This window comes from Pseudomonas sp. URIL14HWK12:I12, assembly GCF_003097135.1.
In the GTDB taxonomy this organism is placed as follows: domain Bacteria; phylum Pseudomonadota; class Gammaproteobacteria; order Pseudomonadales; family Pseudomonadaceae; genus Aquipseudomonas.
On sequence record NZ_QEQL01000002.1, the window covers coordinates 177,254 to 192,311 of the forward strand.

At 62.0% G+C, this 15,058-nt stretch carries 15 protein-coding genes; 13 read left to right on the top strand and 2 right to left on the bottom strand.

The window, feature by feature from the left end:
* Positions 1–66 precede the first annotated feature (66 nt).
* A complete protein-coding gene (locus tag F474_RS07830) occupies positions 67–771 on the top strand; it encodes an SDR family oxidoreductase (protein ID WP_097088839.1) in 705 nt (234 codons plus the stop codon).
* A gap of 3 nt (positions 772–774) precedes the next feature.
* Here F474_RS07830 and nadB read toward each other — a convergent pair whose 3' ends face one another.
* Positions 775–2,379: an L-aspartate oxidase gene (gene nadB, locus F474_RS07835; RefSeq protein ID WP_097088841.1), complete on the bottom strand. Its 1,605-nt coding sequence runs from the start codon at positions 2,377–2,379 to the stop codon at positions 775–777.
* A 530-nt stretch (positions 2,380–2,909) separates the two neighbouring features.
* Here nadB and rpoE point away from each other — a divergent pair.
* The 11 genes from rpoE to pdxJ all read left to right on the top strand — a co-directional run bounded on the left by rpoE (position 2,910) and on the right by pdxJ (position 12,941).
* Positions 2,910–3,491, top strand: coding sequence for an RNA polymerase sigma factor RpoE (rpoE, locus tag F474_RS07840; protein ID WP_003252049.1), 582 nt, complete (start codon positions 2,910–2,912; stop codon positions 3,489–3,491).
* 31 nt (positions 3,492–3,522) lie between these two features.
* On the top strand, positions 3,523–4,116 hold the full coding sequence (locus F474_RS07845; protein ID WP_097088843.1) for a sigma-E factor negative regulatory protein: 594 nt from the start codon (positions 3,523–3,525) through the stop codon (positions 4,114–4,116).
* A 9-nt stretch (positions 4,117–4,125) separates the two neighbouring features.
* The gene (locus F474_RS07850; RefSeq protein WP_097088845.1) at positions 4,126–5,091 is read left to right on the top strand and encodes a MucB/RseB C-terminal domain-containing protein; all 966 of its coding nucleotides are present in this window, start codon (positions 4,126–4,128) and stop codon (positions 5,089–5,091) included.
* A 177-nt stretch (positions 5,092–5,268) separates the two neighbouring features.
* Complete coding sequence (locus F474_RS07855) at positions 5,269–6,687, top strand: DegQ family serine endoprotease (RefSeq protein ID WP_256577839.1); 1,419 nt, start codon at positions 5,269–5,271, stop codon at positions 6,685–6,687.
* A 136-nt stretch (positions 6,688–6,823) separates the two neighbouring features.
* On the top strand, positions 6,824–8,620 hold the full coding sequence (gene lepA / locus F474_RS07860) for a translation elongation factor 4 (protein ID WP_097088851.1): 1,797 nt from the start codon (positions 6,824–6,826) through the stop codon (positions 8,618–8,620).
* Between the two features lie 9 nt (positions 8,621–8,629).
* Positions 8,630–9,484 carry a signal peptidase I gene (gene lepB, locus F474_RS07865; RefSeq protein ID WP_097088853.1) on the top strand — a complete coding sequence of 285 codons (855 nt, stop codon included), beginning with the start codon at positions 8,630–8,632 and terminating at the stop codon, positions 9,482–9,484.
* Between the two features lie 28 nt (positions 9,485–9,512).
* The gene (locus tag F474_RS07870; protein ID WP_097088856.1) at positions 9,513–9,890 is read left to right on the top strand and encodes a DUF4845 domain-containing protein; all 378 of its coding nucleotides are present in this window, start codon (positions 9,513–9,515) and stop codon (positions 9,888–9,890) included.
* The gene (gene rnc, locus F474_RS07875) at positions 9,887–10,579 is read left to right on the top strand and encodes a ribonuclease III (RefSeq protein WP_097088858.1); all 693 of its coding nucleotides are present in this window, start codon (positions 9,887–9,889) and stop codon (positions 10,577–10,579) included. The genes F474_RS07870 and rnc overlap by 4 nt, the downstream gene beginning before the upstream one ends.
* Positions 10,572–11,468, top strand: a complete 897-nt coding sequence (gene era / locus F474_RS07880; RefSeq protein ID WP_097088861.1) for a GTPase Era — start codon at positions 10,572–10,574, stop codon at positions 11,466–11,468. The genes rnc and era overlap by 8 nt, the downstream gene beginning before the upstream one ends.
* 12 nt (positions 11,469–11,480) lie before the next feature.
* On the top strand, positions 11,481–12,164 hold the full coding sequence (recO, locus tag F474_RS07885; protein WP_097088864.1) for a DNA repair protein RecO: 684 nt from the start codon (positions 11,481–11,483) through the stop codon (positions 12,162–12,164).
* Positions 12,165–12,197: 33 nt separating this feature from the next.
* Positions 12,198–12,941, top strand: coding sequence for a pyridoxine 5'-phosphate synthase (gene pdxJ, locus F474_RS07890; protein WP_097088866.1), 744 nt, complete (start codon positions 12,198–12,200; stop codon positions 12,939–12,941).
* 25 nt (positions 12,942–12,966) lie between these two features.
* Here the strand turns inward: pdxJ and algW are convergent, their stop codons facing one another.
* A complete protein-coding gene (gene algW / locus F474_RS07895) occupies positions 12,967–14,139 on the bottom strand; it encodes a Do family serine endopeptidase AlgW (protein WP_097088868.1) in 1,173 nt (390 codons plus the stop codon).
* A gap of 106 nt (positions 14,140–14,245) precedes the next feature.
* Between algW and F474_RS07900 the strand changes: the two genes are divergently transcribed.
* Positions 14,246–15,004 (top strand): Nif3-like dinuclear metal center hexameric protein, encoded by a 759-nt coding sequence (locus F474_RS07900; RefSeq protein WP_097088870.1) that lies wholly within the window; start codon positions 14,246–14,248, stop codon positions 15,002–15,004.
* Positions 15,005–15,058: the final 54 nt, after the last annotated feature.

Here is a 15,058-nt window from a genome sequence, read left to right on the forward strand (position 1 = left end):
CTCTGCCGGCTGCAGCTCACTGCTAGGCTGCTGCCTGTATCCAGCCAATGCGACGTGGGAGGCCATATGGCACAGAAGAAAGTTGCAATAATCACAGCCGCAGGCAGCGGCATGGGGGCGGCCACGGTGAGGCGCCTGGCCGCTGATGGGTTCGAGGTGGCGGTGCTGTCATCCTCTGGCAAGGGTGAGGCGCTTGCTCAAGAGCTGGGTGGGGTCGGCGTCACCGGCAGCAATCGGTCGGTTGAAGATCTACAACGGCTGGTGGATGTGGCCATGGCCCAGTGGGGGCGGGTGGATGTGCTGGTCAACAGTGCCGGCCACGGCCCACGTGCGCCGATCCTGGATATCACCGACGACGATTGGCACCTGGGGATGGAAACCTACCTGCTCAATGTCATCCGCCCGGCCCGCTTGGTCACCCCGATCATGCAGCGCCAGGGCGGTGGTGCGATCATCAATATTTCTACGGCGTGGGCATTCGAGCCGGTCGACCTGTTCCCGACCTCTGCGGTGTTTCGCAGTGGCTTGGCGGCATTCAGCAAGATCTTCGCCGACACCTATGCCAAGGATAATATTCGTATCAACAACGTGCTGCCCGGCTGGATCGACAGCCTGCCGGCCACGGAGCAGCGCCGCGACAGCGTTCCGCTGGGCCGCTATGGCCACAGTGATGAGATCGCTGCAACCATTGCCTTTCTCGCAAGCAGCGGTGCTGCCTACATCACCGGGCAGAACATCAAGGTCGATGGCGGCGTGACCCGCAGCATTTGAGCGTTAGCGGGGAACCAGCACCGTATCGCAGGCCTGGGGTAATTGCTGGGGGTAGTCGAGCATGTAGTGCAGCCCCCGGCTTTCTTTGCGCTGCAGCGCCGAGCGGATCATCAGGTCCGCCACGCAAGCCAGGTTGCGCAGCTCGATGAGGTCGCGGCTGACTTTGTAGTTGCTGTAGAACTCGTCGATCTCGCCTAGCAGCAATTTGACCCGGTGCGCTGCCCGTTGCAGCCGCTTGGTCGTGCGAACGATGCCGACGTAGTCCCACATGAAACGGCGCAGCTCGTCCCAGTTGTGGGCGATGATCACGTCTTCGTCCGAGTCGGTCACCTGGCTGGCATCCCAGGCGGGAAGAGTAGGGGGCGTGGCCACCTCGGCCAGATGATGTTCGATGTGCAATGCGGCGGAACGTGCGTAAACGAAGCACTCCAACAGAGAGTTGCTGGCCATGCGGTTGGCGCCATGCAGCCCGGTGAAGCTGGTTTCCCCTACGGCGTAAAGGCCGGGCAAGTCGGTTCGGCCATCAGCGTCGACCAGCACGCCACCGCAGGTGTAGTGCGCGGCCGGCACCACCGGGATGGGCTGGCGGGTGATGTCGATACCAAAGCTCAGGCAGCGCTCGTATACCGTAGGGAAATGCCCTTTGATGAACTCGGGGCTCTTGTGGGTGATGTCCAGGTAGACGCAATCCAGGCCCAGGCGCTTCATTTCATGATCGATGGCGCGCGCCACTACATCGCGGGGGGCGAGTTCTTCACGGGGGTCGAAGCGCGGCATGAAGCGTTCGCCGTTGGGCAGGCGCAACACCGCACCTTCACCTCGCAGCGCCTCGGTGATCAGAAAATTCTTGGCCTGAGGATGGTACAGGCACGTGGGGTGGAACTGGTTGAACTCCAGGTTGCCCACCCGGCAGCCGGCGCGCCAGGCCATGGCGATGCCGTCGCCGCAGGCACTGTCGGGGTTGCTGGTGTAAAGGTAGACCTTGGCCGCCCCGCCGGTGGCGAGCACAGTGAAGCGAGCCGCCAAGGTATCGACCTGGCCGCTGGCGCGGTCCAGCACGTAGGCGCCCAGGCAGCGCTCACCTTCCAGGCCAAGGCGCGGGGCGGTGATAAGGTCTACCGCTACCCGCTGTTCAAGCAGGCAGATGTTGCGGCGTTGGCGCGCGCGTGCGAGCAAGGTGTCGAAGATCGCTGCGCCCGTGGCGTCCGCTGCATGAATGATACGCCGCTGGCTGTGGCCACCCTCGCGAGTGAGGTGGAATTCGAAATGCCGCTCCTGCGGGGCCGTGTCTTCGTCTCGGGTGAAGGGCACGCCTTGCTCGATGAGCCACTCGATGGCCTCGCGGCTGTGCTCGACGGTGAAGCGTACCGCCGTTTCATTGCACAGGCCGCCGCCGGCAACCAGGGTATCCTGCACATGTGAGTCGACGGTGTCGCGGTCGTCCAATACCGCTGCAACACCGCCCTGGGCGCGATAGGTCGAGCCATTGGCGAGGTCGCCCTTGCTCAAGACGGCAACACGCAAGTGGTCGGGAAGGGTCAAGGCCACGCTCAAGCCCGCAGCGCCGCTGCCGATGACCAGCACATCGAATTGCAAATGTTGACTCATGCTCGTGTTCCATAGGGCCACTGTGGGAATTGAGCGGCTTCTTATTGACAGGGACCACACCTTGGCAAACCGGCACTGGCGTACCGCGACAGCTGGCGGCAGAATACGAGCGCGCGCCCTAGTGGCACCGTGGAATCAAAGGGCCTGGCTAAACGGGCTCTTTATAGCAGCGCCGCCCCCTGTGCCGCCACTCTAAAACCGTCCTCCCTCTATTGCGTATTGCACTTGCGGTGTAGGAAATCGGCTACAAAGGTGGTGGAACTTTTTTTGAGGCGTCGCAATCCATAGGGGGTTGCGCTTTCGAACGGACGCAGCGCCCGCCCTGCGATCGATGCTGACGCCTGGCGGAGCGTCAATATAAAGATAGAGCGCAGGCTGCCTCTGGCGGCGCTGCGTTTTCCGTAAAGCCTTGCAGTGTTGGCCACGGAAACTTGCTGGAGGGGAGAACTTTTGCGAAAAGCCCGAGTCTATGGTTGCAAGCCTGATACGCGGCCTTTGCGGTGCTCCAGCGAGCACAACGAGGAGTGTTCATGCTAACCCAGGAAGAAGATCAGCAGCTGGTCGAGCGCGTACAGCGCGGCGACCGCAGAGCGTTCGATCTATTGGTGCTGAAGTATCAGCACAAGATACTCGGGTTGATCGTGCGCTTCGTGCACGACACCCATGAGGCTCAGGACGTCGCGCAGGAAGCGTTCATCAAGGCGTACAGAGCGCTGGGCAACTTCCGCGGTGACAGCGCGTTCTATACGTGGCTTTACCGTATCGCCATCAACACGGCGAAGAACTATCTGGTGTCTCGTGGACGCAGGCCTCCGGATAGCGATGTAAGTTCTGAGGATGCGGAGTTCTACGACGGCGACCATGGCCTCAAGGATCTCGAGTCTCCGGAGCGGTCGTTGTTGCGGGATGAGATCGAAGGCACTGTCCATCGAACCATCCAGCAGCTGCCCGAGGACCTGCGTACGGCGTTGACGCTGCGTGAGTTCGACGGTTTGAGTTACGAGGACATTGCGAGCGTGATGCAGTGTCCGGTGGGCACCGTGCGCTCTCGGATTTTCCGCGCTCGGGAAGCCATCGACAAAGCTCTGCAGCCCTTGCTGCAGGAAACCTGAGACAGCGGCAACAGCCCAAAGAGGAACCGCCATGAGTCGTGAAGCATTGCAGGAATCGCTGTCCGCGGTAATGGATAACGAAGCGGACGAACTCGAATTACGTCGTGTGTTGAATGCCATCGACGATAAAGCAAACCGTGCCACCTGGTCCCGTTATCAGATTGCCCGCGCTGCAATGCACAAGGACTTGCTCAACCCGCGTCTGGACCTGGCAGCAGCCGTGTCCGCCGCTTTGGCAGACGAAGCGCAGCCTGCACAATCCCAACCGCGCCGCTGGCGCAGCCTTGGCCGCCTGGCGGTCGCTGCTTCGGTGACTTTTGCGGTGCTCGCCGGTGTTCGCCTGTACAACCAGGACGACATCAACGGCGCGCAGCTTGCCCAACAGCAGGCCGCCCAGCCGGGCGTTGTGGCTCCTCAGGCGCATGGTCCTGCGGTGCTGGCGAACTACACCGAAAGCGCCGAGCCGGCCAAGGGGCCGATGGCCAATGGCGTGTTGGAGAACCAAGCCGGCTGGCAAGGTGAGCACCTTCAGGGTTACCTGCGTCAGCACGCGCAGGAAGCAGCCATGAAGGGTGCCGAGTCTTCCCTGCCTTACGCCCGCGCTGCGAGCACGGAAAACCGCTAAGGATCAGCCTTGCGCGCGTTGCCCCTCTTCTGTGGCTTATTGATTGCAGGCTGCCTGGCCATCAAGGCTCAGGCAGCCACCGATGCGACGCAGTGGCTTGAGCGTCTGGATAAAGCTCAGTTTCAGCAGGGGTATCAGGGTACGTTCGTGTATGAGCAGGGTGGCAGTTTTTCCACCCACTCAATCTGGCATCATGCTACGCGTACGGGTTTCACCGAGCGCATCCTTCAACTGGATGGGCCGGCGCAGGAAGTGGTCCGCGTCGGTGCCACCCCGTCATGCATAAGTGCTGGCGCCTCCCAACCGATGAGTATGCCCCCCGGCGTTGTGGGTGGCTTTTCAGACCCGCTGACCCTCATGAGCTGGTACGACCTGAAAGTCGCTGGCTATTCCCGCGTGGCCGGCCGGCCGGCGGTGATTGTCACGCTCAGCCCGCACGACCCCAACCGCTATGCTTTGGAACTGTACCTTGATCAGCAAACGGGGTTAGCCCTCAAATCGCTGCTTATCAACGAACGTGGCCAATTGCTAGAGCGTTTTCAGTTCACCCATTTCGACCCTAGCCCTCCGAGCGCGCAGGACATGGCTGCCAGTGTTGACTGCGTGGCGGTTCGTGACGCTCGCGCGCCCGCTGCCGAGGTTGTTCCGGCGGCGTCGCTGGGCTGGCGCCCAGATTGGCTACCCGCCGGCTTCGAGCTCACCGCAAGCAGTGTTCGGCCTGATGAGGCCAGCCACTTGCCAGTGACCCACCTGATGTACAGCGATGGGCTGGCGAATGTCTCGGTGTTTCTTGAGCCTGTGACGGGGGAGGCTAGCGATGCGCGGGCTCAATTAGGGGCTACCGTCGCCGTTTCGCGTCGCCAGGTTACGCCTAAAGGTGATGTCATGATCACTGTCGTGGGCGAGGTACCACTGGGCGCGGCGGAACGAATTGCCCTGTCGATGCACCCTCTGGAAACCCAGGCCAGGCAATGATCGCCACCTATCGGCGAAGCGCGCGGCCTTAAATTCATTTCATGTTGCAAAACACTAAATGAAAGGTGCGAAGCTATTGTTGCAAACTCTCCTGTTTTTTAGGTCAATGCGTTCGGGGCTCGGGCCCCAATGCTCAATCACGCTCGTGTGCACGGGAGCCGTATGTCGATACCTCGCATGAAACACTACCTCTCACTGTTCGCCGCTGTGCTGATGCTGGGCCACTTGGCTACCGCACAGGCTGAGGCGTTGCCAGATTTCACTACCCTCGTCGAGCAGGCTTCGCCGGCGGTCGTCAATATCAGTACCACGCAGAAACTCCCCGACCGTGGCGTGGCGTCCAGCCAGATGCCCGACCTAGAAGGGCTGCCGCCGATGTTCCGCGAGTTCTTCGAGCGGAACATGCCGCGCAATCGTTCGCCTCGTGGCGATCGCCAGCGTGAGGCGCAGTCGTTGGGCTCGGGGTTCATCATCTCCCCTGATGGCTACGTGCTGACCAACAATCACGTCATCCAAGACGCCGACGAGATCGTAGTGCGTCTCTCCGACCGTAGCGAGCTCAAGGCCAAGCTGGTCGGCACCGACCCTCGCACCGACGTGGCTCTGCTCAAGATCGATGGCAAAGACCTGCCCACCGTGAAGCTGGGCGACTCCGACAAGCTCAAGGTTGGGGAATGGGTCCTGGCCATCGGTTCGCCTTTCGGTTTCGACCACTCGGTGACCAAAGGCATCGTCAGCGCCAAGGGGCGCACCCTACCGAACGATTCCTATGTGCCATTTATCCAGACCGACGTGGCCATCAACCCGGGCAACTCTGGTGGCCCGCTGTTCAACATGAACGGCGAGGTAGTGGGCATCAACTCGCAGATCTTCACTCGCTCCGGTGGCTTCATGGGGCTGTCCTTCGCAATTCCGATCGATGTGGCGCTGGATGTGGCGGATCAGTTGAAGAAGGGTGGCAAGGTCAACCGTGGCTGGCTGGGCGTGGTGATTCAGGAGGTCAATCGTGACCTGGCTGAATCCTTCGGGCTCGACAAGCCTGCGGGTGCACTGGTGGCCCAAGTGATGCCCGATGGCCCGGCCGCCAAGGCAGGCCTGCAGGTCGGTGACGTGATCCTCAGCCTCAATGGCCAGCCGATCAACATGTCTGCAGACCTGCCCCATCTGGTGGGCGGCCTGAAGGCTGGTGCCAAGGCCAATCTCGACGTGGTGCGTGAAGGCAAGCACCGCACTATCGAGGTCGCCGTGGGTGCGCTGCCGGATGACGACAGCGAAGACGGCGCCAGCGCTGGCCCTGACGGCCAGATCCAGCGCGACAGCAACCGCCTTGGCGTTTCGGTCGCCGAGCTGACCGCCGATCAGAAAAAGCAGCTCGATGTGCAGAACGGTGTGCTGATCAAGGACGTTCAGGACGGCCCGGCCGCGCTGATTGGCCTACAGCCAGGCGATGTCATCACTCACTTGAACAACCAGGCGGTCACCTCAGCCAAGCAGTTCACCGAGGTTGCCAAGGCGCTGCCGAAAAACCGCTCGGTGTCGATGCGTGTGGTTCGTCAGGGCCGCGCCAGCTTCATTACCTTCAAGCTGGCGCAGTAAAAGCCTCCACTCTGAAGCTGCAAGCGGGCGCCTGGCTGCTTGCAGCTTCAGACTTACAGCTTCGAGCTTGTAGCTGCTACAATGCCCGGCTATTTTCGTCGGGCGCCCGGCCCCAAGCCATTTCGAGTGCTGATCCGTGAGTGATTTGAGCCATATCCGCAACTTTTCCATCATTGCCCACATCGACCACGGCAAGTCGACGCTGGCTGACCGCTTCATCCAGCTGTGCGGTGGCCTGGCCGATCGCGAGATGGAAGCCCAGGTGCTCGATTCCATGGACCTGGAGCGCGAGCGTGGCATCACTATCAAGGCCCACAGCGTCACGCTTAATTACAAGGCGCAAGACGGCAAGACCTACCAACTGAACTTCATCGACACCCCCGGCCACGTCGACTTCACTTACGAAGTCAGCCGTTCGCTGGCGGCCTGCGAAGGCGCGCTGTTGGTGGTCGATGCAGGGCAGGGCGTTGAAGCACAGTCGGTCGCTAACTGCTACACCGCCATCGAGCAGGGGCTGGAAGTGATGCCGGTGCTCAACAAGATGGACCTGCCCCAGGCCGAACCCGATCGGGTGAAGGACGAGATCGAAAAGATCATCGGCATCGATGCTACCGATGCCGTGCCCTGCAGCGCCAAGAGCGGCATGGGCGTGATCGAAGTGCTCGAGCAGCTGGTGAAGGTCATCCCGGCGCCTACCGGCGAGATCGATGCGCCGCTGCAAGCGCTGATCATCGACTCCTGGTTCGACAACTACCTGGGCGTGGTCTCGCTGGTGCGTGTTCGCCAGGGCCGCGTCAAGAAAGGCGACAAGATCCTGGTCAAGTCCACCGGCAAGGTGCACCTGGTCGACTCGGTAGGTGTGTTCACGCCCAAGCACACCAGCACCGCCGAGCTCAAGGCTGGTGAAGTGGGCTTTATCATTGCCAGTATCAAAGACATCGGCGGTGCGCCGGTGGGCGACACGCTGACGCTTTCCAGCACGCCCGAAGTAGCCGTGTTGCCAGGCTTCAAGCGCATCCAGCCACAGGTATACGCGGGCTTGTTCCCTACCAGTTCCGACGACTTCGAGGATTTCCGCGAGGCGCTTCAGAAGCTCACCCTCAACGACTCCTCCTTGCAGTACGCCCCGGAAAGCTCCGACGCTCTGGGCTTCGGGTTCCGCTGCGGCTTCCTTGGCATGCTGCACATGGAGATCATCCAGGAGCGGCTGGAGCGTGAGTACGACCTCGACCTGATCACTACCGCCCCAAGCGTGATCTACGAGCTCAAGCTCAAGAACGGCGAAACGATTTACGTCGACAACCCGTCGAAGCTGCCGGATGTGTCTTCGGTTGAGGACTTCCGCGAGCCGATCGTACAGGCAACCATCCTGGTGCCACAGGAACACCTGGGCAACGTGATTACGCTCTGCATCGAAAAGCGCGGCGTGCAGCGCGACATGCAGTTCCTCGGCAGCCAGGTGCAAGTGCGCTATGACCTGCCGATGAACGAAGTGGTGCTGGACTTCTTCGACCGCCTCAAGTCCACCAGCCGTGGCTATGCATCGCTCGACTACCATTTCGATCGGTACCAGTCGGCGAACCTGGTGCGTCTGGACGTGTTGATCAACGGCGACAAGGTCGATGCGTTGGCATTGATCGTGCACCGCGACAACGCCCACTACAAAGGGCGTGCGTTGACCGAGAAGATGAAAGAGCTGATTCCTCGGCAGATGTTCGATGTGGCCATCCAGGCAGCCATTGGCGGCCAGGTGATCGCCCGGACCACTGTCAAGGCCCTCAGGAAGAACGTGTTGGCCAAGTGCTACGGCGGCGATGTAAGCCGTAAACGAAAACTGCTCGAAAAGCAGAAGGCCGGCAAGAAACGCATGAAGCAGGTAGGCAACGTGGAGATTCCACAAGAGGCCTTCCTTGCTGTGCTCAGGTTGGAATGATCAGGTCCTATGTCGTCATTGAATCTACCGCTGTTGCTTGTTATTGCCGTAGCCGTGTGTGGCGTACTCGGCCTGCTTGACCTGGTCTACCTGGCGCCGCGGCGCCGGGCCGCGATCGCCCGCTATGAAGGCAGCGTCGCCGAGCCCGAGCCGCAGGTGCTGGAGAAGCTTGGCAAGGAGCCGGTGCTGGTGGAGTACGGCAAATCGTTCTTCCCAGTGTTGTTCATCGTCTTCGTGCTGCGTTCTTTTCTGGTCGAGCCCTTCCAGATTCCGTCCGGCTCGATGATTCCGACGCTGGAAGTGGGCGATTACATTCTGGTGAATAAATTCGCCTACGGTATTCGCCTGCCGGTGATCGACAAGAAGGTCATCGAGGTTGGGCAGCCTGCCCGGGGCGACGTGATGGTGTTCCGTTACCCCTCCGACCCGAGCGTCAACTACATCAAGCGCGTCATCGGCTTGCCGGGCGACACTATTCGCTACACTGACGACAAGCATCTGTACGTCAATGGCCAATTGATCACCGACCAGCAACTGTCTACGGCCTATGACCCCGAACTGGGAGACATCGCTGTGTACAAGGAGCGCATCGGCGATGTCGAGCACCTGATCCACAAAGCCATACGCCCGACAAGGGCGGGCAGCCAGTGGACCGTGCCCGCCGGGCATTACTTCATGATGGGCGACAACCGCGACAACTCGAACGATAGCCGCTACTGGGATGACCCCAGCATTCCTCGTGACATGCAGGGCATGGTCCCGGACGAAAACATCGTCGGCAAGGCGTTCGCGATATGGATGAGCTGGCCGAGCCCGGTGTTCAGCCATTTCCCTTCGTTCTTGCGGGTCGGCATGATCAAGTGACCGGCGCCTTGGCGCCACGGAGGCAAGGATGAACAGTGTCGCGCGTCAACAGGGGCTTTCGCTCGTTGGGTGGCTTCTCGCCCTGGCACTGCTGGCCTTCGTGTTCTCCATCGGGCTGAAGGTGGTACCGCATTACATGGACTTCTGGTCCCTGAAGAAGGTGATGGACAACGCCGGTGCCAACAAGGATGAGCGCCTCGATGGCCCCGGCGACTTCATTGCTCATGTGCAGCGAGGCCTGACCGTCAATGGCATTTCCGGGCTGGACCTCCACCAGGTGCTGGTCGTCGAAGAACAAGGTGGCGTAATCAATGCCCATCTCAATTATGAAAAGCGTGAACACCTGGCCGGCAATATCGACCTGGTTCTGGTGTTCAAGCACGATACGAGCGTGACCAGCCAGTGAGTGTTTCGTTAAGCCGGCTCGAGCGACAGCTCGGCCACACCTTCCAGGATCAGGACCAGATGATCCTGGCCCTGACGCACCGCAGCTTTGCCGGGCGCAACAATGAGCGCCTGGAGTTTCTGGGCGATGCAATCCTCAATTTCGTCGTGGGGGAGGCGCTGTACGAGCGGTTTCCGCAGGCCCGTGAAGGTCAGCTTTCCCGGCTGCGCGCACGATTGGTCAAGGGGGAAACCCTGGCGGTGTTGGCCCGCGGCTTCGAATTGGGCGACTACCTGCGGCTGGGCTCCGGCGAACTCAAGAGCGGCGGCTTCCGCCGTGAGTCGATCCTTGCCGATGCCCTGGAGGCGCTGATCGGCGCCATCTATCTGGATGCTGGCATGGAGGTGGCTCGCGCCCGCGTGCTGGCTTGGCTGGCGGGTGAGTTCGAGCGCCTGACCCTGGTCGATACCAACAAAGACCCCAAAACCCGGCTGCAGGAGTTTCTGCAGTCGCGTGGTTGCGATCTGCCCAAATACGAGGTGGTCGATATCCAGGGTGAGCCGCACTGCCGCACCTTCTTCGTCGAATGCGAAGTGGTGCTGCTAAACGAAAAAAGCCGCGGCCAAGGTGCCAGCCGGCGTATCGCCGAGCAAGTGGCCGCCGCATCGGCGCTGATCGCCCTGGGCGTGGAGAATGGCAACCATGAGTGATACCCCTACCCGCTGCGGCTACGTGGCCATCGTTGGTCGGCCGAACGTGGGCAAGTCCACCTTGCTCAACCACATCCTTGGCCAGAAGCTGGCGATCACCTCGCGCAAGCCCCAGACCACTCGCCACACCATGCTTGGCATCAAGACCGAAGGCCCGGTGCAGGCGGTGTATGTCGATACCCCCGGTATGCACAAGGCCAATGACAAGGCCCTGAACCGCTATATGAACAAGACCGCGTCGGCTGCCTTGAAGGACGTCGACGTGGTGATCTTCGTCGTCGACCGTACCCGCTGGACCGACGAGGATCAACTGGTGCTCGAACGCGTCCAGTACGTGGAAGGGCCTTTGATTCTGGCGGTCAACAAGGTCGACCGCATGGACGACAAGGCCGACCTCATTCCTCACCTTCAATGGTTGCAGGAGCAGTTGCCCAAGGCTCAGATCGTGCCGATTTCCGCCCAGCAAGGGCACAACCTCGATAGCCTCGAGGCCGTGATCGGCAACTTGCTGCCTGAAGGTGAGCATTTCTTCCCAGACGACCAGATCACCGACCGCAGCAGCCGCTTCCTGGCCGCCGAGTTGGTGCGCGAGAAAATCATGCGCCAGCTGGGCGCCGAGCTTCCGTACCAGGTCACCGTCGAAATCGAAGAGTTCAAGCAGCAGGGCCGTACCTTGCACATCCATGCGCTGATTCTGGTAGAGCGGGACGGCCAGAAAAAAATCATCATCGGTGACAAGGGTGAGCGCATCAAGCGCCTGGGCACCGAAGCGCGCAAGGACATGGAAACCCTGTTCGACGCCAAGGTGATGCTCAACCTGTGGGTGAAGGTAAAGGGTGGCTGGTCTGACGACGAGCGCGCCCTGCGTTCGCTGGGATACACGGACTGATCCCTCGCGCGCATGAGCCTTGTCGATACTCGCCAGGCGTATGTGCTGCACACCCGCCCTTATCGTGAAACCAGTGCCCTGGTCGACTTCATGTCGGCGCAGGGCGTTGTGCGTGGCGTGCTGCGCAGCGCTCGCGGCAAGGTGGGTAGCCTGGCGCGCCCCTTCGTGCCCTTGGAGGTGGAGCTGCGCGGGCGCGGCGAATTACGCACCGTAGGCCGCATGGAGCCGATGGGCAACGGCCATTGGCTGCTGGGCGATGCGTTGTTCAGCGGCCTGTACCTCAACGAGCTGCTGGTGCGCCTGCTGCCAGCGGAGGTGGCGCAGCCCGCGCTGTACGAGCATTACTGCCTGACCTTGCAGGCACTGGCTGAAGGTCGAGGCCTGGAGCCGCTGTTGCGCAGTTTCGAGTGGCGGTTGCTCGACGAACTGGGATACGCCTTCGCTCTGGATCAGGACGTGCATGGCGAACCTATAGAGGCCGGCCGGTTATATTGCCTCAGGCCGGAGGCCGGGCTCGAGCCGGTGCCGGCGTTCCAGCCGGGAGTGTTCGACGGCCAGCATCTGTTGGCGATGGCTGAAGTGAATTGGGAAGCCCCTGGTGCCTTGGCCGCTGCCAAGCGGCTGATGCGCCAGGCGTTGGCTGCCCATCTGGGCGGCCGCCCGCTGGTGAGCCGCGAACTGTTCCGCAAGCCCTGATATCCTGTGCGCTCGACACACAGGAGACCCGTCGTGACCAACACCAATCGCATCCTGCTGGGCGTGAACATCGATCATGTCGCCACCCTGCGCCAAGCCCGCGGCACTCGCTACCCTGACCCGGTCAAGGCGGCGCTGGACGCCGAGCAGGCTGGCGCCGATGGCATCACCGTGCACCTGCGCGAAGATCGCCGGCATATCCAGGATCGCGACGTGCTGCTGCTCAAGGATGTGCTGCAAACCCGCATGAACTTCGAGATGGGCGTGACCGAGGAGATGCTCGCGTTCGCCGAGCGCCTGCGCCCGGCCCATGTGTGCCTGGTGCCCGAGACTCGCCAGGAGCTCACCACCGAAGGCGGGCTGGATGTCGCCGGGCAACGCGCTCGTATCGAAGCAGCCGTGCAACGTTTAAGTGCGGTTGGCAGCGAGGTTTCGCTGTTCATCGACGCCGACCCGCGGCAAATCGAAGCTTCGCGAGCGGTAGGTGCGCCGGCGATCGAACTTCACACCGGCCGTTACGCCGATGCCCATACGCCCGGCGAAGAAGCCGCAGAGCTCAAGCGCATTGCCGACGGGGTGGCGTTAGGCCTGCAGCAGGGGCTGATCGTCAATGCCGGCCATGGCTTGCACTATCACAATGTGGAGGCGGTCGCCGCCATCGCGGGCATCAACGAACTGAACATCGGCCACGCGTTGGTGGCCCATGCATTGTTCGTTGGCTTCCCAGCCGCCGTGGCCGAGATGAAGGCACTGATCGTCGCCGCCGCATGCCGGTAATCGGCTGGCGCGGCGCGCGCCGGCCCTAGTTCTGGTCCTGACCCTGCTCTGGGTTCGCCGCCGGTGCTGGCGGCGGGCGCAGGCCGATCTCGGCAGTCAGCTTCAACGATTTACCGTTACGCATTACCTCGATACCAATGCGCTCACCGGGATGCGTGCGGGCGACCTGGTTCATCGACTTGCGCCCGTCGGCGGCAGGCTCGCCATTGATTGCCACGATGACATCACCCTGCTGCAAGCCAGCCTTTTGCGCCGGGCCGCCTTTGAACACACCTGATACCACGATCCCGGGCTTGTCCTTCATTCCGTAGGACTGTGCCAGGTCGGGGGTCAGCGGCTGGACTTCGATGCCGAGCCAACCGCGGATCACCTGGCCGTGCTCGATGATCGACTTCATCACCTCCAGAGCCAGCTTGGTCGGAATGGCGAAGCCAATGCCTTGGGAGCCGCCTGACTTGGAAAAGATCGCGGTATTGATGCCCGTGAGGTTGCCGTTGGCATCGACCAGCGCGCCACCGGAGTTGCCCGGGTTGATCGCCGCGTCGGTCTGGATGAAGTCTTCGTACGTGTTCAGGCCTAGCTGGTTGCGGCCGGTGGCGCTGATGATGCCCATGGTCACGGTTTGGCCGACGCCGAAGGGGTTGCCAATGGCCAGCGCCACATCGCCGATGCGAATGTTGTCGGAGCTGCCGATGGTGATCGATGGCAGGTTCTTCAGGTCGATCTTCAGGACTGCAAGGTCGGTTTCCGGGTCGCTGCCGATCACCCGTGCCAGGGTTTCACGGCCATCCTTGAGCGCCACCACGATCTGCTCGGCACCACTGGTGACGTGGTTGTTGGTCAGTAGGTAGCCTTCCGGGCTCATGATCACCGCCGAGCCCAGGCTTGACTCCCAGCGGCGCTGGCGGGGCATGTTGTCTCCGAAGAAGCGACGGAATTGCGGGTCTTCGAACAACGGATGCGAGGTCTTGTTCACCTGTTTGGTGGTGTAGAGGTTGGCCACCGCAGGGGCGGCCGCAGCAACGGCGTCGGCGTAGGAGACCGGGCCCTGGGTGACGGTGGCGGTCTGCGGCGCTTGCTGCAGGTTCACATCCTGGCTGGGCAACCCCACCCACTGCGGGAAGCGAAAGATGATCAGCAGCGCGAACAGCACACCGGTGAGCAGGGGCCAGCCAAGATAGCGTAATGCCTTGAACATGGAGCAGTTCCGAAGGGTTGGCGGGGCGGGGCTTGCGCACCGCATAATGGCCGGCATTATACGGGCGCTTGGCGCCCCTGGCAGAGCCTTTTTCCGGAGACTTCCCATGGCCGTAGCACTCGATACCCTGGTTCAGGAAGCGGACCGCTATCTCAACGCGGCGAGCATCCAGGACTACTGCCCCAACGGCCTGCAGGTCGAGGGGCGGCCCCAAGTGATGCGCATCGTCAGCGGTGTGACCGCCAGCCAGGCGCTGGTAGACGCCGCGATCGAGGCTCGCGCCGACCTGCTGCTGGTGCACCACGGGTATTTCTGGAAGGGCGAGAACCCCTGCATCACGGGGATGAAACAGCGCCGCCTCAAGGCATTATTGCGGCACGACATCAGCTTGCTGGCCTATCACCTGCCACTGGATGTACATCCGGAGGTAGGCAACAACGCTCAACTGGCGCTGCACCTGGGCATCGAGGTCGAGGGGCCGCTAGACCCTGCCAACCCGCGAGTGGTGGGGCTGGCCGGCGCGTTGCCGGAGCCTGTCAGTGCTCAGGAGTTCGCTGCGCGCGTGGAGAGGGTGCTGGGCCGTGCACCGTTGCTGGTGGAGGGCAAGCGGGCCGTGCAGCGTATTGGCTGGTGCAGCGGCGGCGGGCAGGGGTATATCGACCAGGCCATCGCCGCGGGCGTCGACCTGTATCTCACGGGTGAAGCGTCCGAGCAGACCTACCACAGCGCTCGCGAGAACGGGGTGTCGTTCATCGCAGCCGGGCACCACGCCACCGAGCGCTACGGGGTGCAGGCACTGGGTGAATACCTGGCGCGGCGCTTCGCCGTGGAGCATGTGTTCATCGACTGCCCCAACCCCATTTGAGGGCGAAACCAGCCGGCATATGCTAATGCCTTTCCGGTCTAACCCCTCGCCTGG